This is a genomic window from Stenotrophomonas sp. STK16_22 (assembly GCF_051984505.1).
GTDB classification, from domain to species: Bacteria; Pseudomonadota; Gammaproteobacteria; order Xanthomonadales; family Xanthomonadaceae; genus Stenotrophomonas; species Stenotrophomonas maltophilia_A.
On sequence record NZ_CP196972.1, the window covers coordinates 3635207 to 3654992 of the forward strand.

Below are 19786 nucleotides of genomic sequence, written 5' to 3' on the forward strand. Positions count from 1 at the left end.
CAGCCGCCGGGGCCGGCTACACTGCGCCACGTTCCAATGCAGGCACCGCCATGTCGTTGCAGATCCGCCGCGCCACCCTTGCCGACGTCGACGCGCTGTCGGCCATCGCGATTGCCACCTACAACGAAACCTGGGGCGATTCCTATCCGCCGCAGGAGCTGCACGATTTCCTGCAGGCGCACTACAGCAGCGAGCCGCAGCGCATCGAACTGTCCGATCCACGCAGTGCCATCTGGCTGTTGATGGACGGTGACGCCGTGGTCGGCTATCTGGCCGCCGGTGCCAACACCCTGCCGCACACGGATGCACGCGACGGCGACATCGAACTGAAGCGGTTCTACATCCTGGCCGCACACCAGAACGACGGCCACGGTGCACGCCTGATGGACGCGTTCATGGCCTGGCTGGACCAGCCGCAGCGCCGCACCCTGTGGGTGGGCGTGTGGGAAGAGAATTTCGGTGCACAGCGCTTCTATGCGCGTTACGGCTGCAGCAAGGTTGGCGAGTACGACTTCATCGTCGGCGACACCCACGACCGCGAGTTCATCCTGCGGCGGCCGTGATCACGCGCTCCATATAGAGTCGAGCCATGCTCGACTGCACCTGATCCGTAGAGTCGAGCTTGCTCGACTATTGGTAACAAGAGCCAGTCGAGCAAGCTCGACTCTACAGCGCCTAGAAGTCGAACAGCTCCGACAGGAAGCTGTCCTTCTTCTTTTTCTTGTATCCGTGGCCCCGATTGTCCTCGTAGCGCTGGCCCAAGTGGCGGGTATCACGGTGCATCACCGGCGGCGGAGAGGATGCCGGATGCTGCTGTACAGGCGCGGGCGGCGGCACGGCCGCACCGGCACCGGCACCGGCACCGGCACGCTCGATGATCTTGTCCAGTTCACCACGATCCAACCACACGCCCCGGCAGCCGGGGCAATAGTCGATCTCGATGCCATGGCGTTCGGCCATCTGCAGGGTCTGGGTCTTGCACACGGGGCACAGCATCGGCATTGCTCCTGTCGGTCCTGCATCGACTGTACCTGTGCGGTGATGACTGTGCGGCAACGCATGACCGATGGCACAGGGACTTCCGACGCGTGCCGATGCGGCGGCAGTCGCACACACTGGGCCCCTGTTCCGCAGGGAGTGCGTACATGACCGCGTTGTCCCGCCTGCCCACCGCCGCGCGCCTGCTGCTGGTCCTGCTGGGCGTTGGCCTGGGCCTGAACCTGCGCGATATCGCTGCGGCCGCAGGGACTCCGATTCCCGCCCTGCCCATACCCTACGGCGGCAGCCTGCTGGACAACGCGCTGGCGGTGCTGGTGGCACTACTGCTGGCCACGCTGCTGCGGCCCCGTGGCATGGGCCTGCTGGGCAGCCTCGGGCTGCGCGGGAATGGTTGGGGCGGCCCGATGTGGGTGTTACTGGCCAGCCTGCCGTGCTGGCTGGGCCTGGCGATGCTCGGCACCCCGAACACCGCGCTGACCGCGCTGGACGCCACCATGCTGGCCGTGCTGTTCCCACTGGCCGAGGAAGTGCTGTTCCGCGGCCTGGGCTTCGTGCTGCTGGTGAAGATCGTGCGTGGTCCGTGGCCGCTGCTCGCGCTGCCGCAGGCGCTGCTGTTCGGCATGGTGCACTGGCTGGGCTTCGGTGGGTTCGACGGTGGCGGCATCGCGCTGTTCGTCGGCGCGGTAATCGCCCTCGGCGGCTTCATCTTCGCCTGGCTCGACCACCTCGACGGTGACACCCTGTGGTGCGGCCTGGTCCTGCACGTTTCGATGAACCTGGCCTGGAATGTGTTCAGCCTTGATGACGCCGTCGCGCTCGGCTGGCAGGCCACCAGCCTGCGCATCGGCACGGCCCTGCTGGCGGTGCTGGTGCTGGCCTGGCACGTGCGCCGCCAGCGGCGCGGGCGACTGTAACGCCCACTTAGCTTGCCGTGCACGCCGGGCTCACTACCGGCTTGCGCATACTTGCGCGCCTTTCGCTCCCCCTGTTGTCCGGAGTTGCCGCGTCATGTTGCTGTCCAAGCGCTTTGTGGAACCACGCGTCCTGCTGATCGAGGACGCCGAGGAAACCCAGGAACTCAGTCGCCTCGCCCTGGAAAGCCAGGCCTGCCAGGTCACCGCTGTCAGCAGCGCCGAGGCCGCGCTGGGCCTGCTCAACGCCGGTGAACCGTTCGACCTGCTGTTCACCGACGTCTGCCTGGGCGGCATCAGCGGCATCGAAACCGCCAACCGCGTGCGTGAGCACCTGCCGCAGCTGCCGATCCTGGTCACCTCCGGCATGGACCAGCACCGCGTGCTGCCGCAGCTGCGCGCCGGCATCCACTTCCTGCCCAAGCCGTACAGCATGAGCGAACTGCTCGATGCCATCCGCCTTTGTTTCCGCCATGCAGCAGATGCCACCTTGATACCGCCGCCGCAGGCCAGCGCGGCCTGAGGCAATCATCCACGCCTGGCGTGGATCTACTGATTCCGTTTCTCTTCGGCATGGATCCGCGTCAACACCACCGGTAGATCCACGCCATGCGTGGATGCAGCCCCCCTATCAACCGCCGGTGTACGGCCCTTCACCCGGCATCACCTCCAGCAGTGCGCGAGTGATCACCCGCGGGTAGACCGTGAGATGGTCCTCGCCGTCAATCACCACGTTGTCCACCTTCAACTTGCGCCCCGTGCGCTTCAGCTGGGCAGTGAAGTCCGCGGCCTGCCTCAGCATGTCGTTGCCGGTGGAATAACGTGGCCCTGGCTTGTCCGTCTCGTAGCTACCCACCGACAGCAGCACGCGCGTAGGCTGAGCCGGAACCACAGCGGCATCCTGCATGCGCGGCAGCAGAAGCTGGTCGAACCACAGCGAAGGACTGGACAGGATGTAGGTGCTGAACATGTCCGGTTGTGTGGTCAGCACATAGGCGCCGAACAGCGCGCCATAGGAATGACCCGCGAACATGCGCCGGGCGGGATCGGTGCGATAACGCGCATCGACCATCGGCAGCACCTGTGTCGCCAGGAAATCACGGTAGTGCGCGGCACCGCCGTAGGTGACGTCATCACTGTAATAGCCATCGACCGTGCGCGCCGGATTGCTGGGCGTGTAGTCGCGCGAGCGGCTCTGCTTTGAAGTCAGGCCTTCCTGCGGCGGCAGACCGACCAGGATGAAATCCTCGATGTTGACGCCCTGCTGCCCCACCAGATTGCGCACGCTGCGCACCAGCGGGAAGCTGTACAGCGCATCGGTCACGTACAGCACCGGATAGTGCTTTTCCGGATGCGCCGCATAGTCGGCCGGCAGCGCCACCCAGATCGGATAGTCGCGGCCCACGGGGTCATGTATGCGCAACGCTTCCGTATCCGGCAGCACCACGCCTGGCGCAGCGGCTGCCGCGCCCTCCTTCACTTCACTCTGCGTTGCCCGGTGGTGCCACCGACATCGCACAGCCACTCACGGCCAGGCAGGCCGCCACACTCCATCCACGCACACGCTGCATCCACGCTCTCCCGTTGCGGGCGACGCCCTCAGGTGGCGCCGCTACCGCATCCTCACACGTCGTGCGGTGCAGTGCCACGCCGGATCAGGGCGACGCCGGCGGCGGTGCCGGGAACAGCGTGCGCAGCGCCTGCAAGGCGGCTGGGTGATAGATCGTGGCGTGGGTTTCCTCCGGCAGCGGCAGGTACTTCACCAGCGGCGACGGCGACGCCTGCTGCAGCAGCGTGGCCAACTGCGCGGCGGACGCAGCCAGCTCCGGCTGCCCACTGCTGGCCAGGAACACGCGCGGCTGCGCACGCGTCACCGCCGGCAACTGCTTGGCCGCAGCGGCCAACATCGTGCCCCGGTTCCACCACAGGCTGGGGTCCAGCGCGATGTAGCTGTTGAACAGTGTCGGCTCCTGCAGCAACGTCTCGACCACGAACAAGCCGGCCAGCGATTCACCGATCAGCGCGCGCTCGTCGGTGGTCGGGTAGCGTTGGCGCACCTGCGGCATCAGTTCATCGCGCAGGAAGCTGCGGTAGGCCGCTGAACCGCCGATGCGGGGCGCGATCTTCTGGTCTTGCGGGTCGCTGCTGGGGCCCGTCATGTCGCGGCGGCGCTCGGTGTTCTCGATGCCTACCAGCAGGAACGGACGCATGCTGCCGTTGCCGCTCAGCACCTGCACCAGCCCTGCCACATGCAGGAAGTCCTCGCCGATGCCGCCATCGGCCATGTACAGCACCGGCAATGGTGCCTTCGGGTCCAGGCCCCACGGCTGCGGGCGGTAGACATTGATGCGGCGGGTTTCGCCCAGCGCCTTCGATTCAATGGTGAAGGTCTCGCCGATGACCAGCGGGGTTGCGGCGGCGGCCTGTGCGGACGGCGCCGGCTCGGCGGCCATCAACGGCGCGGCGGAGACAGCGGACAACAACAGCGACAGCACGATCAAGCGCATGGAGCGGCCCATCCTGGGAAAGTGCCGAGCATAACGCCAAGGCCAAGGCGTCGGCCGATTCGGCATGCCTGCACGTATGCTATGGCGCTGCGCGATGCTTGAACTATATCGGGAAATGACTGCAATCGCGTTTGCTAGCATTCGTCGTTTCCTACAAGGAGTTGGGACATGGGGGGCTTCAGCATTTGGCACTGGATCATTCTTCTGGCGGTCGTCCTGATCCCGGTCGGCATCGCAGCCGTCATCGCAGCGATTGTCCTCAGGCGAAAGTAGATCCACGCCATGCGTGGATGCGCATTCTGGGGATGCCTCAAGCGCATCCGCGATGGCACGCGAGAAGCGTGCCGCCGTTGGCATGCTGACCGTGGCGGAAATGCTGCACGCCGCTGAGCGCTGCCGGTCGATGGCCACGCCCGACTGCCATCTGGATGAAGGGGGGGCGATGGGTTGTTCTTTGCCTGCCGCAGGCTGGCGGAATGGGTGTGCCGGGATATCCGGCCGGCGTACCCGCCGTTGTACCCAGAACCGGTCCATACTTGGGACGGGCTGGTCGCCAGTCCCTTCGAAACCTACAAGGAGGTTTGCATGTTGAGTGCCGTGCTCATCGCCGCGCTGGCCGCCAGCCCGGCCGCGCCCGTACCGTATGCCGATTGCCTGCTCGGCAACATCCAGCCCGGGCTGTCTGATCGTGCCGTGCAACTGGTGCAGGAGGCCTGTGCTGCAAAGCATCCGGAGAGCTTCGCCGCAGCAATGGAACTGGAACGCAGAACCAGTCTGCAGCGGCTCACCTATTTCGAGGCGGCAAGAGCGGAGGCGGCACGTTCTGCGAATGCGGCAGCAACGGCCGCACAGGAGGCTGCCGACGCGGCGGCGGCTAAAGCGAAGAATGCGCGGACGAAGTAGTTGACCTGGACGAGCGCCACAAAAAAGGCACCGCATTGCGGTGCCTTTCTGAATGACCTGGGTCATTGGATGCAATGGTGGGCCGTGAAGGATTCGAACCTTCGACCAAAAGATTAAAAGTCTTCTGCTCTACCGACTGAGCTAACGGCCCATTGCACTGCCCCAGCCTTTCGGCGGGGTGGGCATTCTACCCTACTTTGCCGGGCCGGGTGAAACCCTGGTGCGTCGAGGTTGCCGGCCAGCGGCCGGCACTACCCCGATCTGGGCCGCCGGCTTAAACCTTCCGGGCCTCCGTCGCATCCCATCTGTGATCCTTCCCCGGAGCCACGGATGCGCCTGCCCTTCTGCCTCATTGCCGCCCTGCTTGTGCCCTGCGCAGCACTGGCCGCCCCGCCCCAGGTCGTCACTGATGATATCGGCCGCTTCTGGGCTACCTATGACGCCGTGCGCACCGAGCCCGACGTTGAACGCCAGGTCGCATTGGTGCAGGAGCGCTACATCGATCCAGGCAGCCCCGGCCTGCATGCGCTGATGCAGGTGCGCAACTACACCGCCCGCGAATACGCCACGGCCATGCGTACGTGGCCGCGCTTCTGGACGTCGGTACGGCCATTGACCGCCAACGCGCAGCAGGCCAGCGCCACACTGGAACGGGACCTGACTGCCTTCCGTACGCTCTACCCCGCCCTGCGCCCTGCCACCATCACCTATGCGGTCGGTGTTCTGCGTACCGGCGGCACGACGCTGGGTGACAAGGTGCTGATCGGAGCGGAGATGGCGCTGGGCGATGAGCGCGTGGACGTGAGCGAGCTGCCGGAGCCGATGCGCAGCCGCCTGCGGATCTTCTACGACAGCCGTCCGGGGGCGAACAACGCGCAGAACAACCTGCACGAGTACGTGCATACGCAGCAGCGCGAGACCACCGGCAGCCTGGCCCAGTACGCGGTGCGCGAGGGTGTGGCCGAGTATGTGGCGGAGCGACTGAGTGGGCGCCGGCCGGCATTATCCTTCTACGACTACGGCGCAACACACGAAGCGGAAATCCGCACACGCTTCATTGCTGAGATGAACGGGGAAAATCTCGACAACTGGCTCTACAACAGCGCCCGCAATCCGTTCGGGGTGAGTGATGTGGGCTATTACGCCGGGTATCGCATCGCGCAGGGGTACATGCGACAACAGGCTGATGAGAAGGCGGGGATCGCGCGGATGATCGAACTGGACTATGCCGATCCGGAGGCGGTGCGGGCGTTTATTGACGCGTCGGGGTGGTTGCGGCAGCGGTAGCGCCGGGCCATGCCCTGCGGACAGTGCCAACCAAGGTTGGCACCCACGGGAATGCCGGCCAGCGGCCGGCACTACCAGATTCCAGACCCCGGCGGCGCCGGGCCATGCCCGGCACCCGTATTTCAGGCGTACAGCGTCGGGTCGGCTACGCCGGCTTCGGTGAAGCCCTGCGCGCGCAGGCGGCAGGCATCGCAGTGGCCGCAGGCGGCGCCGTTGGCGTCGGCGTTGTAGCAGGACACGGTCAGGCCGAAGTCCACGCCCAGGCGCACGCCTTCGCTGACGATCTGGCCCTTGCTGAGGAACTGCAGCGGTGCGTGCACCTTGATGCCCGCGCCTTCCACGCCCGACTTGGTGGCCAGGTTGGCCAGCGCCTGGAACGCGGCCACGAACTCGGGACGGCAGTCCGGGTAGCCGGAGTAGTCCACGGCGTTGACGCCGCAGAAGATGTCGTTGGCGCCGAGCACTTCGGCCCAGCCCAACGCCAGCGACAGCATGATGGTGTTGCGCGCCGGCACGTAGGTCACTGGAATGCCGGCACCGCCGGCCTCGGGCACGTCGATGTCGTCGGTCAACGCCGAGCCGCCGATGCTGCGCAGGTCCACGTCCACGGTCTTGTGCGCGATAACGCCCTGGGCCTTGGCCACGCGGGCGGCGGCATCCAGTTCGGAGGTGTGGCGCTGGCCGTAGCGCACGCTCAGGGCATGCACGGCGAAGCCCTGTTCCTGGGCCATGGCGATGACGGCGGCTGAATCCATGCCGCCGGAGAGAAGCACGACTGCCTTCTTCATGGGTAAAACATCCGGTTGGGAGGGGAAAGCCAGCACGCTGTCCCGCGCCGGAGCTACATCAGGGAACGCTGCCTAGGCTCATCGGCCCGGCTCGTCGTTCCACAGGATTTTATGCAACTGCATCTGGAAGCGCACCGGCAGCCGGTCCTCGACGATCCAGTCGGCCAGCTGGCGCGCGGTGATCTCACCCTTGCTCGGCGAGAAGAACACGGTGCAACGCTTCACCAGATCGTGCTCGGCCAACAGGGACTTGGCCCAGTCGTAATCCTCGCGGCTGCAGATGACGAACTTGATCTGGTCGCGGGCGGTCAGCAACGGCAGGTTGTCCCAGCGGTTGCGCGCCACTTCGGCCGACCCCGGGGTCTTGATGTCGACCACGCGCGATACCCGGGGGTCCACGGCGCTGACGTCCAGCGCACCGGAGGTTTCCAGCGAGACATCCATGCCGGCGTCGCACAGCTTCTGCAGCAGTACCAGGCAGCGCTTCTGTGCCAGCGGCTCGCCACCGGTCACGCAGACGTGGCGCACGCCCTGGGCCAGCACCTCGGCCACGATGTCGTCGATGTCCCACCAGGTGCCGCCATGGAAGGCATAGGCGGTGTCGCAGTACTGGCAACGCAGCGGGCAGCCGGTCAGGCGCACGAACACGGTCGGCCAGCCGGCGGTATCGGCTTCGCCCTGCAGCGAGGTGAAGATCTCGGTGATCTTCAGGCGTGGCAGGGGCGACTGCACGATCTCACTGGGCGTGGCGGCGGCGCTGGACGAGGTAACGGCGGTCATGGCGAGGACTTCTTGGTGGGACACGTGGCGGGTGGGCTACCGTGGCCGGTAACGAAAGCAGCCGAGCATGGCTCGGCTCTACAACTGCAGCCGGTCGGGTGTGGCCCAGCCGGTAATGCAAGCCGCCGGGCGTGGCCCGGCGCTACCGGATCCGGGCGGGTTTGCCGGTCCGGAAACGAAAGCAGCCGAGCGTGGGCTCGGCTCTACAGGACACGTATTGTACGCCCGGTCAGCGGATCAGCGGATCTGCTTGCCGAGGCGGATCGACTGCAGGCGGTCCTGCGCGGTGCGCGCGGCGTCCGAGCCAGGGTACTGCGCCACGACGGTCTCCAGCGTCTGCTGGGCCTGGTCGACCTTGCCCTCGCCATACTGCGAGAGGCCGACCTTGAGCAGGCCGCCAGCGGCCTTGTCGTGGGTCGGATAGCGCGAGAGCAGTTCACGGAACTGGGTCTCGGCCATCGGGAAATTGCGGGTGGCGTAGTAGCTCTCGCCCAGCCAGTACAGCGCGTTCGGCGCGTAGACGCCGTTCGGGTACAGCTGCAGGAAGCTCAGGAACAGCTGCGCCGAATCATCGTACTTGCCGGCCTTCAGCGAATCGAAGGCGACGTTGTAGGAGGTGCGCTCGTCGCCGGTGGCGGCAAGGCTGCCGGCATCACCATGGACGGAAGGCGGCCGCTCGGAAGTGGCCGCCGCTGCGGGTTTTGCCGGGGCCGGGGCGGCCTTCGGCGCGCTCGCCGGAACGGGCGGCAGGGCCGGGGCGGCATTGCCCCCTTCCAACCTGTTCAGGCGGCTGTCCAGATCCAGGTACTGGTCCTGGGCGGACTGCTTGAGCTGGGCGTTGTCGTGCTGCAACTGCTCGATCGAGGCCTGCAGGCTGGTGACCTGCTGCCGCAGCTGATTGATCTGGTTCAACAGGTCCTGGTTGGCACTGTTGTTGTACATCTGCTGCTCGATCGCGCCAACGCGGTCGGCCAGACTCTGTCGCTGTGCATGCGCCGGTGCGGCAGCCACGAGGGCTGCCGCAACGACCAGCATCAGTTTGATGCCAATACGCATGGATTACTGCGCGGTGTAGACGATTTCGACGCGACGGTTCTGCGACCAGCAGGACTCGTTCGACTCGGTGCAGACCGGACGCTCTTCACCGTAGGACACGACGGTCAGCTGCGAAGCCGAGCCACCGTTGGCCTGCAGGGCCGAGTTGACGCCGTTGCCACGACGCTCGCCCAGGGCCTGGTTGTACGCGCGCGAACCGCGCTCGTCGGTGTGGCCCTGCAGGGTGATGCGCGAGGACGGACGGTCACGCAGGTACTTGGCGTGGCACGCCATGATGGCCTGGAATTCCGGCTTCACGTCTTCCTTGTCCAGGTCGAAGTAGACAACGCGCTGGCGCAGGCAAGCGTCGGTGTCCAGGTCGCCCGGGCCGTACAGGCCGGAGGTCGACGGAGCGGTCGGGGTGGTGGTCGAGGTGCCGGTGTCAACCGGGGCTGCCGGCTCTTCCTTCACCTTCTTCGAGCAACCGGCCAGGACGGCCACAGACAGCAGGGAAACAAGCAGAACGCGGGTGGACTTGTTCATGGCGATACCTTTGTGGCTCCTAGGCCGATGAGGGGTTCAAGACAGCGAAAATATTAACACTCTTTTAGCGCTGGGTACGGTATGGGGACCATGCCGGTTCGCGCACATCTCCGTCAGCCAGAACCAACCGCTGGCGCACGCGCGCATCGGCAGAAACGGCGTACAGCACACCACGGCCACCCTCGCGGGCGGCGTACAACACCATGCTTGCGTTGGGCGCAAAGCTCGGAGATTCATCCAGCGAACCCGGGGACAGCGTGCTCCAGCGGGGCGAACCCAGCGAGCTGTCCATCATCGCGATCTTGTAGCTGTTGCCCGAGCCCTGGGCGACGGCGATCTTCTTGCCATCGTAGGACACCGAGGGCTTGGCATTGTAGTTGCCCTGGAAGGTCACGCGCTCGGCGCTGCCGCCGCCCGCACCGACCTTGTAGACCTGCGGACGGCCGCCGCGGTCGGAGGTGAAGTACACCGCGCTGCCGTCCGGTGCCCAGGTCGGCTCGGTATCGATGGCGAAGTGGTTGGTCAGCTGGGTCAGCTGCTTGCTGCCCAGGTCCATCACGTAGATTTCCGGGTTACCCGAGCGCGACAGGGTCAGGGCCAGCTTGCGGCCGTCCGGCGAGAACGCCGGGGCGCTGTTGATGCCACGGAAGCTGGTGACCAGCTCGCGCGCGCCGGTGCCGATGTTCTGGATGTAGATCGCCGAATTGCCACGCTCGAAGCTGACGTAGGCCAGCTTGCTGCCATCCGGGCTCCACGACGGCGACAGCAGCGGCTCGGCCGAACGCACGATGGTCTGCGGGTTGTAGCCATCGGAGTCGGCCACCATCAGCGCGTAGCGCATGGCGTCGCCCTTGCCGCTGGCGGTCACGTAGGCGATGCGGGTCCAGAAGGCGCCACGGACACCGGTGATCTTCTCGTAGATGGCATCGGCCATCTGGTGGGCGACGTCACGCATGGCGTTGCCACGGGCGGTCATCGCCAGGCCCAGCAGGCGCTCGCCCTTCGGTACGTCGAACAGTTCGTACTCGACACGGTAGGCGCCGGCACCGGCGTCGAGCACGCGGCCGACCACGATGTAGTTCTGCTTCAGCGCGCGCCAGGTGGCGAACTGGATGTCGCCGCCCCGCACGGGCTTTTCGACGATCTGTGCTTCCGGCAGCGTGCGGAACTGGCCCGAACGCTCGAGGTCGGCGCGGACCACGCCGGCGACGTCGGTCTGCGGTGCAGCCGCCGAACCCTGGTAGGGCATCGGCACGATGGTGATCGGCAGCGCGGAGGCATTGCCGCCGATGATGTCGATATCCAGCCCCTTCTGCTGCGCGACGGCAGCAAAGGGCAGCAACAGGGCCGCAAACACGGCAAGCCAGCGAGGCATCTTTTTCATGGAGCGCTCAATAGGGGGAAACCGGAACGAGGGATAACAAAGCGGGAGTGAACCGCTTCGCAATCATGAACCAAGGGTACGTGAATTCCGGGTCAGTTCCAGCCCGTCCTCTCACGCACCGTTAACGTCGTGGCTAACATCGCACCGCCTGCCCCGGCCACACCGCCCCGCAGGGTGGTATTCCACAGCAGCCCCCAGCCTGCCCGGCTGAAACCGGGCCCGCCAGAGGCAAGCGCGACATCCGTGGGCGCAGGTGACCCGAGAGCCACCTTGCCCTGCCCGCCTCAGCGATCCTGGGCAGTAAAGGTGAAGTTGAGCGTGCGTGCGAACACAGACTCGAAGCCGCGGTACGGCAGCGGCTGCGCGTTGAGCACGGCGGCCTCGATCGAACGCTTGCCGGCCTCGTCGTACGGGCAGTTCGGGCTGACCTTGGCCTGCATCACCGTGCCCCCCGGAATCTGGGTGATGGTGATCTGGCAACGCTGGCCGAGCGGCACCGTATCCGGGCGCACCCACTGCGACAGCACCTTGGCCTGGATCGCGGCCGCGTACTTGGCCGAAAGATCATCGCTGTTGCCACCGCCACCGGCGGCCGGCTGGGAGGCACCGCTGGAACCGGCAGCGGCACTGCCGGCAGCATTACGCGCGGCTGCCACCTGGCGCAGCTTCTGCTCGGCCAGCTTGGCTTCCTTCTCGGCCTGCTCGCGGCGGGCGCGGATCTCGGCGATCTTCTTCTGCTTCTCGGCCTCGGCCTTGTCAGCCGCCACGCGCTCCTGCTCGGCCTGCTTCTTCTTTTCGTCCGCTTCCTGCTGCTTGGCCAGGCGCAGCTTCTGCTCCGCTTCTTCCTGGCGCTTGCGTTCGGTCAGGTCGATCTGTTCCTGGCGGCGCTTGGCTTCCTGTTCCTGCTTGGCCTTCTCCTGCGAGATGGCCAGCGCGCTCACCGCTTCCTGGTCCTTGGTGTCTGGCTGCGCGACACGCTCCTGCGCCTGTTGCTGCTGCGGCGTGGGGGCGTCCTGCGGGCGCGGCTCGGGAATCGGCTGCGGCGGCGGGATGGTGTCTTCCGGCACCGGGATCGGCTCGGCCACCGGCGGCGGCAGGTCTTCCAGCTTTTCCGACTGGCGCAGGGCCTGGCGCGCAGCGGAGGCCTCGGACGCGGACAGCGCCAGGCTGGCCTCGACCGAGGGATCGCCGGCGGCGGCATCGGTGTTGCGCTCGGGCGACCAGAACCAGGCCACGATGAACACCAGCGCGACCAGCAGGTGCACCAGCAACGCCAGCGCCAGGGGCAGGCCCCAGCCGGGTTCGCGCTGATGCGGGGGTGGCAGGGCGTCAGCGTGCATCGGTGGCCAGGCCTACCTTGTCTACCTTGGCGCGCTTGATCACATCCATCGCAGCAATGACCTTTTCATAGGCCACGGCGCGGTCGGCGGCGACGATCACGCGCACGCCCTTGTCCTGGGCGGCGATGCCGGCCAGACGGCCTTCCAGTTCCTCGGCCGACACGGCGGTCGGGTCCTTGGCGTCGGGCAGCTTCAGGCTGAGCTGGCCGTCCTGGCGCACCGAGACGATCACCGGATCCTGCTTGCTCTCCAGCGCCTTGGCGTTGGACTGCGGCAGGTCGACGTCGAAGCTCAGGGTGAGCAGCGGTGCGGTGACCATGAAGATGATCAGCAGCACCAGCATGACGTCGATGTAGGGAACGACGTTGATTTCCGATTTCAGCTTGCGGCGCTTGCGGCGACCGATGGCAGCGGACATGGCTTGGACTCCCGGGTCAGGCGCTTACTCGTCGCCAGCGCTCTGGCGCTGCAGGATGGAGCTGAACTCTTCGGCGAAGGTCTCGAACCGCACTGACATGCGCTCCACGCGCGTGGTGAAGCGGTTGTAGGCCCACACCGCCGGGATCGCCACGAACAGGCCGATGGCGGTGGCGAACAGTGCCTCGGAGATGCCCGGCGCGACGGCGGCGATGCCGGCCTGCGCACCGCTGCTGATCATGTCGTGCATGGTCACCATGATGCCGAACACGGTACCGACCAGGCCCACGTAAGGCGCGGTCGAGCCGATGTTGGCCAGCAGTTCCAGGTTGCGCTCAAGCTGGTCCACTTCGCGGGTGTAAGTGGTGCGCATGGCACGCTGTGCGCCTTCCAGCTGGGCACGACCGTCCAGGCGGCGCTTGTCGCGCAGGCGGGTGTACTCGCGGAAGCCGGCTTCGAAGATGGCTTCCAGGCCGCCGACATTGCGGCTGCGGTCGGTGGCCGAGCTGTACAGCTTGCCCAGGTCCGCACCGGACCAGAAGCGGTTCTCGAACTCGTCGGCTTCGCGGGTGGCCTGCTTGAACACGCGGGCCTTGCGGAAAATGATCACCCAGCTGACGAACGAGCCGACCAGCAGCAGCAGCACGATGATCTTCACCGGCAGGCTGGCCTTGGCCATCAGTTCGAGGTAGTTGATGCCGCCGCCAGTGGTGGCCTGGGCAAGGGTCTGTGTCGCGGCATTGCTGACGTCGGCCGGCAGTGCCTCGGTGACCGTGGCCTGCAGGGCCAGGAGCGTTGCGATCATCCGTTGTTCCTCAGTGTTCGGATTCGGGGTGGAGGTGGGGTTGCAGCACGGCAAGGACGGCCTCGTCCATGCCACGCGGGCGGAAACTGGCCGCTTCCAGTGCGGCGATGCGGACCTGCGCCGACAGCAGCAGCTCGCCGTCGCGCAGGATCTGCTGGTCGAAGACCATGCTGGCCTTCTTCAGCTGGACCAGGCGGGCACTCACCTGCAGGGTGTCATCCAGCCGTGCCGGCCTGATGAAATCCATCTGCATCGAGCGCACCGCGAAGACCATCCCGTGCTCGGCGCGCATGCGCTCCTGGCCGTAGCCCAGCGCACGCATCCATTCGGTCCGGGCCCGTTCCATGAAGGCCACGTAGCGGGCGTGGTAGACCACGCCACCTGCGTCGGTATCTTCCCAGTAAATGCGTGTCGGCCAACTGAATCGGGGCTCAACCGACATCGGGAACCTCCGCGAACAGGTCCTGCGGCGGGTTCTTCGGCTTCAGGCCCATGTGCCGGTAGGCCTTGTGGGTGGCCATGCGGCCACGCGCGGTGCGCACCAGGAAGCCCTGCTGGATCAGGTACGGCTCGACCACGTCTTCCAGCGTGCCGCGCTCTTCAGACAGCGCCGCCGCCAGCGATTCGATGCCGACCGGACCGCCGTCGAAGTAGTCGACCATGGTCTTGAGCAGGCGCCGGTCAAGCTCGTCGAAGCCCTCCGGGTCGACCTTGAGCATCTTCATCGCGGCCTGGGCCACGGCCTCGTCGATGTGGCCGCCGGCCTTCACCTGCGCATAGTCGCGCACGCGGCGCAGCAGGCGGTTGGCGATACGCGGGGTACCACGCGCGCGGCGTGCGATCTCGCCGGCGCCATCGGCGGTGCAGTCGATGGCCAGGATGGCCGCCGAGCGGCGCACGATCCGGGTCAGCTCCTCGATACTGTAGAACTCCAGGCGCTGGACGATGCCGAAGCGGTCGCGCAACGGCGCGGTCAGAAGGCCAGCACGGGTGGTGGCACCGATCAGGGTGAACGGCGGCAGGTCGATCTTGATCGAGCGGGCGGCGGGGCCCTCGCCGATCATGATGTCGATCTGGAAATCTTCCATCGCCGGGTACAGCACTTCCTCCACCACCGGCGACAGGCGATGGATCTCGTCGATGAACAGCACATCGTGCGGCTGCAGGTTGGTCAGCAGCGCGGCGAGGTCGCCGGCCTTCTCGATCACCGGGCCGGAGGTGACCCGCAGGGCCACGCCCAGCTCGTTGGCGATGACATGGCTGAGGGTGGTCTTGCCCAGGCCGGGCGGCCCGAAGATCAGCACGTGGTCGAGCGCGTCGCCGCGCCCCTTGGCCGCCTGGATGTAGATCTCCATCTGCTCGCGCACCGGCACCTGGCCGAGGTAGTCGGCAAGGCGCTTGGGGCGGATGCTGGCGTCGGCGGCGTCATCCTCGCGGGTGGCGCCGGCGCCGATGATGCGGTCGTCGGTCATGTGCTGATTATGCGGCAAAAGCGCGGGTTTCGGCCGGGCTGCGCCCGGCACCCGCAGAGGCAACGGCAACGGCAGCATCCAGAGCAACAGCCGAAGCGGGCTTCCTGGGGAATGGCGGGGTGGGTCCGGTTGCGGGGGACGCTGCAAGTACGTCCATGTAAGCTCGGTCGCCGCATCCATGCGGCTCACGCCCCCGCAAGCGGACCCACCCCGCCTTCGACAGTTTCCTGCGATCTGTCGGAACGGCGTTCTGCTTTGGTGGGTGCCGACCTTGGTCGGCACGGGGTCGGATCTGGTAGGTGTCGACCTTGGTCGACACGGTATATCCACGCCATGCGCGGATGGACCTGAGAAGTCGAGTGGTCTCCGCAAGTGGAGCCCCCTTGTTGTTCAAGGGGGCGCGCCGACAGGCGGGGGGATAAGGTGGCATGCGCGGAACGCCGGCGCCCAAGGTGCCTGCGTTTCAAGGGGGCGCGCCGACAGGCGCGGGGATAAGGTGGAATGCGCGGAACGCCGGCGCCCAAGGCGCCTGCGTTTCAAGGGGGCGCGCCGACAGGCGCGGGGATAAGGTGGAATGCGCGCGGGACCCACGGTTTGCGCAGCAAATCGTGGGACGTAGCGCAGGTGGAGATTAAATCTCCACCTGCGCGCCCAGTTCCACCAATCTGTTGCCCGGAATGCGGAAGAAGCCCGTGGCCGGGGCGGCGTTCCTGTGCATCAGCGCGAACAGCTTGTCACGCCAGATCGGCATGCCACGGTTGGCGGTGGCGACGATGGTTTCGCGGCTGGCGAAGAAGGTGGTGTCCATCGGGTCGAAGTAGATGCCGCCGTGGTCGCACGAGCGCATCAGCGCCAGCGGCACGTCCGGGGTCTCCATGAAACCGAAGCGCACGTAGACGCGGTAGAACTCGTCGCCCACCGATTCGATCTTCAGCCGCTGCCCTTCCATCGCATAGGGAATGGGCAGGGTTTCCACGTGCAGGAACACGTTGCGCTCGTGCAGCACCTTGTTGTGCTTGAGGTTGTGCATCAGCGCATGCGGAGCCACGGTCGGGTCGGCGGTGAGGAATACCGCGGTGCCCGGCACGCGTACCGGCGGCGCCAGCATCAGGCCCGGCAGGAAGGTATCCAGGCGGATGCCGTCCTTGCGGATCTCATCGCGCAACAGCTCGCGGCCACGGCGCCAGGTGCGCATCATGGTGAACAGGAAGATGCCCAGCACCACCGGGAACCAGGCGCCCTGCAGCAGCTTGGCGCCGTTGGCGATGACGAAGCCGAGGTCGATGACGAAGAACACCACGCACAGCGGCAGGATCCACTTGCGCGCCTTCGGCCACAGCGAGCGCGCCACCAGGGCCAGCAGCAGGGTGTCGATCAGCATGGTGGCCGACACCGAGATGCCGTAGGCCACGGCCAGGTTGGAGGAGCTGCGGAAGGCCAGCACCAGGCCGATCACCATCACCGCGATGCCCCAGTTGATTCCCGGGATGTAGATCTGGCCGATGGTGTCGTGCGAGGTGTGCTTGATGCGCATGCGCGGGATGTAGCCCAGCTGCATGGCCTGGCGCGAGACCGAGAACGCGCCGGTGATGACCGACTGCGAGGCAATCACCGCGGCCATGGTGGCCAGGATGATCATCGGATACAGCGCCCACGACGGCACCGCTTCGAAGAACGGGTTCTTCACTGCCTCGGGGTGGTTGAGCACCAGCGCACCCTGCCCCAGGTAGTTCAGCACCAGGCACGGCAGCACGAAGAAGTACCAGGCGTGGCGGATCGGCTTGGCACCGAAGTGGCCCATGTCGGCGTACAGCGCCTCACCGCCGGTCACTGCCAGCACCACCGCGCCGAGAATGAAGATGCTGTGCCAGCCATGCTCCATGAAGAAGCGGATCGCCCACCACGGGTTGAACGCCTTCAGCACTTCCGGTGCATCGACGATGTTGTAGATGCCGATCGCCGCCAGCGAAATGAACCAGATCGAGGTGATCGGCCCGAACAGCTTGCCGATCTTCGCGGTGCCGAAGCGCTGTACCGCGAACACCGCCAGCAGTACCACCACGGTGATCGGAACGATGAAGGCGTGCAGTCCTGGCGCGGCAACTTCCAGGCCTTCCACCGCACCCAGCACCGATATCGCGGGGGTGATCACGCCATCACCGAAGAACAGCGAGGCACCGAAGATGCCGAGGATGCCGACCACATAGGCCGAGCGCGACCCGTTGCGCAGCGTGCGCTGGGTCAGCGCCATCAGCGCCATGATGCCGCCCTCGCCGTCGTTGTCGGCGCGCATGATGATGGTCACGTACTTCAGCGTGACCACGATGTTCAGCGCCCAGAACGCCAGCGACAGCACGCCCAGAACGGTGTCGTGGTCACTGTTGAGCCCGTAGTGCGGCGAGAACGCCTCCTTCAGGGTGTACAGCGGGCTGGTACCGATATCGCCGAAGACCACGCCGATCGCACCGATGATCAGCGCCAGGCCTCCGGCTGGAGGGGCGTGACCATGACCGCCTGGGGCGGCCGCGTGCGGGGTTTGACTGCTGGACATGGGACTCCTGGCGAGGCTCAGGCGGTGGGTTGGGGGAAAGGAAGGCGGGTCAGCGCAGTGCCGACTGCAGCGCCTTGCGGATCACGGTGGCCACTTCGTCACCTTCATTGAAGGCATCGCGGGCCATGCGCGCCGCTTCGGCCGGCTTGTAGCCCAGCTGCTGCAGGGCCACGGTGGCATCGGACAGCGGATCGGCCGGGGCCGGGCCGCTGCCGGTCGGCAGCGCGCCGCCGGCACCGAACTGCGCCGCGCGGTCACGCAGCTCCAGCACCATGCGCTCGGCGGTCTTCTTGCCGATGCCCGGAATGCGGGTCAGCGCGGTGATGTCACCGGCCTGGACCATGCGCGCGAATTCCTCGACGGTGACGCCGGACAGCACGGCCAGCGCGATCTTCGCGCCGATGCCACTGACCTTCTGCACGTCGCGGAACAGGCGCCGCTCACCTTCGCGCAGGAAGCCGTACAGCGAGACGCTGTCTTCCTTCTGCGAGTAATGGGTGTACAGGGTGACCTCGCGGCCGAGCTCGGGCAGGTCGTAGAAGGTGCTCATCGGCGCCTCCAGTTCGTAGCCCACTCCGTTCACGTCCACCACCAGCCACGGCGGCGCCTTGTAGGCGACGATGCCGCGCAGTCGACCGATCATTGCGTGCAGCTCCTCATTTGCGGCCCCACGCCTGGCGGGCACTGAGCCCCAGGCGGTTGGCCGTTGCCCTTACGTGGGCATGGGTGATCGCCACTGCCAACGCGTCGGCCGCGTCGGCCTGCAGCTTGGTTTTCAGGTTGAGCATGAGCCCGACCATGTGTTGAACCTGTTGCTTTTCGGCGCCACCGCGCCCGACCACCGCCAGCTTGATCTCGCTGGCGGCGTATTCGTGCACCGGCAGGTCACGCAGCACCACGGCGGAAATGGCCGCGCCACGGGCCTGGCCCAGCTTCAGCGCCGAATCGGGGTTGCGGGCCATGAACACGCGTTCGATGGCCACTTCCTGCGGCTGGTACTCGCGGCACAGGTCAGCCAGGCCCAGCACCAGCAGCTTCATGCGCTGCGGGAAATCGTCGGCGCCGAGCAGCACCAGCGGCTGGTGGTGCACGTGGCTGACGCGGCCGGTGGCGTCGACATCGATGATGCCGACCCCGGTCCGCTGCGAACCGGGGTCGATGCCGAGGATGCGGGTCATGCTGCACTCCTGGCGGGGCGGAACGGGAGGCGCTGGCAGGCGTATGGGCTCATGACTGTCCGCGGTGACCGTTCAACGGCCCGCGCCCAGGCCGTCAAGGACGGCTCAGGCGTAGGCGTCGGCGCCGAGTTCGGCGTTGGAGTACACGTCCTGCACGTCGTCCAGGTCTTCAAGCATGTCCAGCAGCTTCTTGACCTGCAGGGCAACCTCGCCCTCGACCTTGATGTCGTTGTCCGCGCGGAAGGTGATTTCGGCGTGGTCGGCGACATGGCCAGCGGCGGCCATCGCATCCTTGACCGCGTTGAACGCGTCAGGGCTGGTGACCACGTCGATCGAGCCGTCGTCCGGGTAGACCACGATGTCATCGGCGCCGGCCTCGATGGCCGCTTCGGTGATGGCTTCCTCGTCGGCTCCCGGGGCGAAGCTGAGCACGCCCAGGCGCTTGAACATGAAGGCGACCGAGCCTTCGGTGCCCATGTTGCCGCCGCACTTGCTGAACGCATGGCGGACATCGGCCACCGTGCGCACGCGGTTGTCGGTCAGGCAGTCGACGATCACGGCCACGCCACCCGGGGCGTAGCCCTCGTAGCGGATTTCCTCGTAATCGACGCCTTCCAGTTCGCCGGTAGCCTTCTTGATGGCGCGCTCGATCACGTCCTTGGACATGTTCACGGCCAGGCCCTTGTCCACGGCCACACGCAGGCGCGGATTGTTGTTGGGGTCGCCTCCACCGCCGCGCGCGGCAACGCCGATCTCGCGGATGATCTTGGTGAAAATCTTGCCACGCTTCGCGTCGGACGCGTTCTTGCGGGCTTCGATGGAGGGGCCTCTACCCATGGGTGCTACCGTCTGGCTGCTTCAGGATCAAGGCGCGGATTCTACCTGA

The 19786-nt window shown here is 66.4% G+C and carries 21 protein-coding genes, 1 tRNA gene and 1 pseudogene; 5 read left to right on the top strand and 18 right to left on the bottom strand.

The window, feature by feature from the left end; translation table 11 throughout:
- Positions 1–50 precede the first annotated feature (50 nt).
- Positions 51–563 (top strand): GNAT family N-acetyltransferase, encoded by a 513-nt coding sequence (locus ACSYAO_RS16920; RefSeq protein WP_149908700.1) that lies wholly within the window; start codon positions 51–53, stop codon positions 561–563.
- 112 nt (positions 564–675) lie between these two features.
- On the opposite strand, the gene ACSYAO_RS16925 is transcribed toward ACSYAO_RS16920, so the two are convergent.
- The gene (locus tag ACSYAO_RS16925) at positions 676–996 is read right to left on the bottom strand and encodes a zf-TFIIB domain-containing protein (protein ID WP_049463260.1); all 321 of its coding nucleotides are present in this window, start codon (positions 994–996) and stop codon (positions 676–678) included.
- Positions 997–1145: 149 nt separating this feature from the next.
- Here ACSYAO_RS16925 and ACSYAO_RS16930 point away from each other — a divergent pair, with 149 nt between their 5' ends.
- Together ACSYAO_RS16930 and ACSYAO_RS16935 are read left to right on the top strand one after the other, a co-directional pair.
- Positions 1146–1913 carry a CPBP family glutamic-type intramembrane protease gene (locus ACSYAO_RS16930; protein WP_149908701.1) on the top strand — a complete coding sequence of 256 codons (768 nt, stop codon included), beginning with the start codon at positions 1146–1148 and terminating at the stop codon, positions 1911–1913.
- Between the two features lie 94 nt (positions 1914–2007).
- Positions 2008–2433 (top strand): response regulator, encoded by a 426-nt coding sequence (locus ACSYAO_RS16935; RefSeq protein ID WP_049400506.1) that lies wholly within the window; start codon positions 2008–2010, stop codon positions 2431–2433.
- Positions 2434–2541: 108 nt separating this feature from the next.
- Here ACSYAO_RS16935 and ACSYAO_RS16940 read toward each other — a convergent pair.
- Both ACSYAO_RS16940 and ACSYAO_RS16945 read right to left on the bottom strand, forming a co-directional pair.
- A pseudogene (locus ACSYAO_RS16940) lies at positions 2542–3481 on the bottom strand (alpha/beta hydrolase).
- 84 nt (positions 3482–3565) lie between these two features.
- Positions 3566–4417 carry an alpha/beta hydrolase gene (locus ACSYAO_RS16945; RefSeq protein WP_049463257.1) on the bottom strand — a complete coding sequence of 284 codons (852 nt, stop codon included), beginning with the start codon at positions 4415–4417 and terminating at the stop codon, positions 3566–3568.
- Positions 4418–5002: 585 nt separating this feature from the next.
- Between ACSYAO_RS16945 and ACSYAO_RS16950 the strand changes: the two genes are divergently transcribed.
- On the top strand, positions 5003–5320 hold the full coding sequence (locus ACSYAO_RS16950) for a hypothetical protein (protein ID WP_049463266.1): 318 nt from the start codon (positions 5003–5005) through the stop codon (positions 5318–5320).
- Positions 5321–5395: 75 nt separating this feature from the next.
- Here the strand turns inward: ACSYAO_RS16950 and ACSYAO_RS16955 are convergent.
- Positions 5396–5471 (bottom strand) — tRNA-Lys (locus ACSYAO_RS16955).
- A 179-nt stretch (positions 5472–5650) separates the two neighbouring features.
- Between ACSYAO_RS16955 and ACSYAO_RS16960 the strand changes: the two genes are divergently transcribed.
- Positions 5651–6607, top strand: coding sequence for a DUF2268 domain-containing putative Zn-dependent protease (locus ACSYAO_RS16960; RefSeq protein WP_149908702.1), 957 nt, complete (start codon positions 5651–5653; stop codon positions 6605–6607).
- A 122-nt stretch (positions 6608–6729) separates the two neighbouring features.
- On the opposite strand, the gene queC is transcribed toward ACSYAO_RS16960, so the two are convergent.
- From queC to ACSYAO_RS17030, 14 genes are all read right to left on the bottom strand, one after another.
- The gene (queC, locus tag ACSYAO_RS16965) at positions 6730–7395 is read right to left on the bottom strand and encodes a 7-cyano-7-deazaguanine synthase QueC (protein WP_049422913.1); all 666 of its coding nucleotides are present in this window, start codon (positions 7393–7395) and stop codon (positions 6730–6732) included.
- A 78-nt stretch (positions 7396–7473) separates the two neighbouring features.
- The gene (queE, locus tag ACSYAO_RS16970) at positions 7474–8175 is read right to left on the bottom strand and encodes a 7-carboxy-7-deazaguanine synthase QueE (protein WP_049463254.1); all 702 of its coding nucleotides are present in this window, start codon (positions 8173–8175) and stop codon (positions 7474–7476) included.
- A 237-nt stretch (positions 8176–8412) separates the two neighbouring features.
- On the bottom strand, positions 8413–9231 hold the full coding sequence (gene ybgF / locus ACSYAO_RS16975) for a tol-pal system protein YbgF (RefSeq protein WP_010481611.1): 819 nt from the start codon (positions 9229–9231) through the stop codon (positions 8413–8415).
- Positions 9232–9234: 3 nt separating this feature from the next.
- Positions 9235–9753, bottom strand: a complete 519-nt coding sequence (pal, locus tag ACSYAO_RS16980) for a peptidoglycan-associated lipoprotein Pal (protein ID WP_032128527.1) — start codon at positions 9751–9753, stop codon at positions 9235–9237.
- Positions 9754–9817: 64 nt separating this feature from the next.
- Positions 9818–11137, bottom strand: coding sequence for a Tol-Pal system beta propeller repeat protein TolB (tolB, locus tag ACSYAO_RS16985; RefSeq protein WP_032128528.1), 1320 nt, complete (start codon positions 11135–11137; stop codon positions 9818–9820).
- A gap of 284 nt (positions 11138–11421) precedes the next feature.
- The gene (gene tolA / locus ACSYAO_RS16990; protein ID WP_005410750.1) at positions 11422–12477 is read right to left on the bottom strand and encodes a cell envelope integrity protein TolA; all 1056 of its coding nucleotides are present in this window, start codon (positions 12475–12477) and stop codon (positions 11422–11424) included.
- Complete coding sequence (tolR, locus tag ACSYAO_RS16995) at positions 12467–12895, bottom strand: protein TolR (RefSeq protein WP_049400778.1); 429 nt, start codon at positions 12893–12895, stop codon at positions 12467–12469. The genes tolA and tolR overlap by 11 nt, the downstream gene beginning before the upstream one ends.
- A gap of 24 nt (positions 12896–12919) precedes the next feature.
- Positions 12920–13699: a protein TolQ gene (tolQ, locus tag ACSYAO_RS17000; RefSeq protein ID WP_006438802.1), complete on the bottom strand. Its 780-nt coding sequence runs from the start codon at positions 13697–13699 to the stop codon at positions 12920–12922.
- Between the two features lie 10 nt (positions 13700–13709).
- A complete protein-coding gene (gene ybgC, locus ACSYAO_RS17005) occupies positions 13710–14141 on the bottom strand; it encodes a tol-pal system-associated acyl-CoA thioesterase (RefSeq protein WP_010481597.1) in 432 nt (143 codons plus the stop codon).
- The gene (gene ruvB / locus ACSYAO_RS17010; RefSeq protein ID WP_049463253.1) at positions 14131–15171 is read right to left on the bottom strand and encodes a Holliday junction branch migration DNA helicase RuvB; all 1041 of its coding nucleotides are present in this window, start codon (positions 15169–15171) and stop codon (positions 14131–14133) included. Before ruvB ends, ybgC begins: the two co-directional genes overlap by 11 nt.
- A gap of 631 nt (positions 15172–15802) precedes the next feature.
- Positions 15803–17722: a potassium transporter Kup gene (locus tag ACSYAO_RS17015; protein WP_032128529.1), complete on the bottom strand. Its 1920-nt coding sequence runs from the start codon at positions 17720–17722 to the stop codon at positions 15803–15805.
- A 49-nt stretch (positions 17723–17771) separates the two neighbouring features.
- Complete coding sequence (gene ruvA / locus ACSYAO_RS17020; RefSeq protein WP_005410756.1) at positions 17772–18365, bottom strand: Holliday junction branch migration protein RuvA; 594 nt, start codon at positions 18363–18365, stop codon at positions 17772–17774.
- A 13-nt stretch (positions 18366–18378) separates the two neighbouring features.
- Positions 18379–18900, bottom strand: coding sequence for a crossover junction endodeoxyribonuclease RuvC (ruvC, locus tag ACSYAO_RS17025; RefSeq protein ID WP_032128530.1), 522 nt, complete (start codon positions 18898–18900; stop codon positions 18379–18381).
- 105 nt (positions 18901–19005) lie between these two features.
- Positions 19006–19737, bottom strand: a complete 732-nt coding sequence (locus ACSYAO_RS17030; RefSeq protein ID WP_032128531.1) for a YebC/PmpR family DNA-binding transcriptional regulator — start codon at positions 19735–19737, stop codon at positions 19006–19008.
- Positions 19738–19786: the final 49 nt, after the last annotated feature.

Coding starts and splice junctions, on each gene's coding strand:
- tolR (WP_049400778.1), bottom strand. CDS start 12,895: ATGTCCGCTGCCATCGGTCGCCGCAAGCGCCGCAAGCTGAAATCGGAA.
- ACSYAO_RS16950 (WP_049463266.1), top strand. CDS start 5,003: ATGTTGAGTGCCGTGCTCATCGCCGCGCTGGCCGCCAGCCCGGCCGCG.
- queE (WP_049463254.1), bottom strand. CDS start 8,175: ATGACCGCCGTTACCTCGTCCAGCGCCGCCGCCACGCCCAGTGAGATC.
- ruvA (WP_005410756.1), bottom strand. CDS start 18,365: ATGATCGGTCGACTGCGCGGCATCGTCGCCTACAAGGCGCCGCCGTGG.
- ACSYAO_RS16920 (WP_149908700.1), top strand. CDS start 51: ATGTCGTTGCAGATCCGCCGCGCCACCCTTGCCGACGTCGACGCGCTG.
- tolA (WP_005410750.1), bottom strand. CDS start 12,477: ATGCACGCTGACGCCCTGCCACCCCCGCATCAGCGCGAACCCGGCTGG.
- ruvB (WP_049463253.1), bottom strand. CDS start 15,171: ATGACCGACGACCGCATCATCGGCGCCGGCGCCACCCGCGAGGATGAC.
- ACSYAO_RS16945 (WP_049463257.1), bottom strand. CDS start 4,417: ATGCGCTTGATCGTGCTGTCGCTGTTGTTGTCCGCTGTCTCCGCCGCG.
- queC (WP_049422913.1), bottom strand. CDS start 7,395: ATGAAGAAGGCAGTCGTGCTTCTCTCCGGCGGCATGGATTCAGCCGCC.
- pal (WP_032128527.1), bottom strand. CDS start 9,753: ATGAACAAGTCCACCCGCGTTCTGCTTGTTTCCCTGCTGTCTGTGGCC.
- ACSYAO_RS16960 (WP_149908702.1), top strand. CDS start 5,651: ATGCGCCTGCCCTTCTGCCTCATTGCCGCCCTGCTTGTGCCCTGCGCA.
- tolB (WP_032128528.1), bottom strand. CDS start 11,137: ATGAAAAAGATGCCTCGCTGGCTTGCCGTGTTTGCGGCCCTGTTGCTG.
- ACSYAO_RS16935 (WP_049400506.1), top strand. CDS start 2,008: ATGTTGCTGTCCAAGCGCTTTGTGGAACCACGCGTCCTGCTGATCGAG.
- tolQ (WP_006438802.1), bottom strand. CDS start 13,699: ATGATCGCAACGCTCCTGGCCCTGCAGGCCACGGTCACCGAGGCACTG.
- ACSYAO_RS16925 (WP_049463260.1), bottom strand. CDS start 996: ATGCTGTGCCCCGTGTGCAAGACCCAGACCCTGCAGATGGCCGAACGC.
- ACSYAO_RS17015 (WP_032128529.1), bottom strand. CDS start 17,722: ATGTCCAGCAGTCAAACCCCGCACGCGGCCGCCCCAGGCGGTCATGGT.
- ACSYAO_RS16930 (WP_149908701.1), top strand. CDS start 1,146: ATGACCGCGTTGTCCCGCCTGCCCACCGCCGCGCGCCTGCTGCTGGTC.
- ruvC (WP_032128530.1), bottom strand. CDS start 18,900: ATGACCCGCATCCTCGGCATCGACCCCGGTTCGCAGCGGACCGGGGTC.
- ACSYAO_RS17030 (WP_032128531.1), bottom strand. CDS start 19,737: ATGGGTAGAGGCCCCTCCATCGAAGCCCGCAAGAACGCGTCCGACGCG.
- ybgC (WP_010481597.1), bottom strand. CDS start 14,141: ATGTCGGTTGAGCCCCGATTCAGTTGGCCGACACGCATTTACTGGGAA.
- ybgF (WP_010481611.1), bottom strand. CDS start 9,231: ATGCGTATTGGCATCAAACTGATGCTGGTCGTTGCGGCAGCCCTCGTG.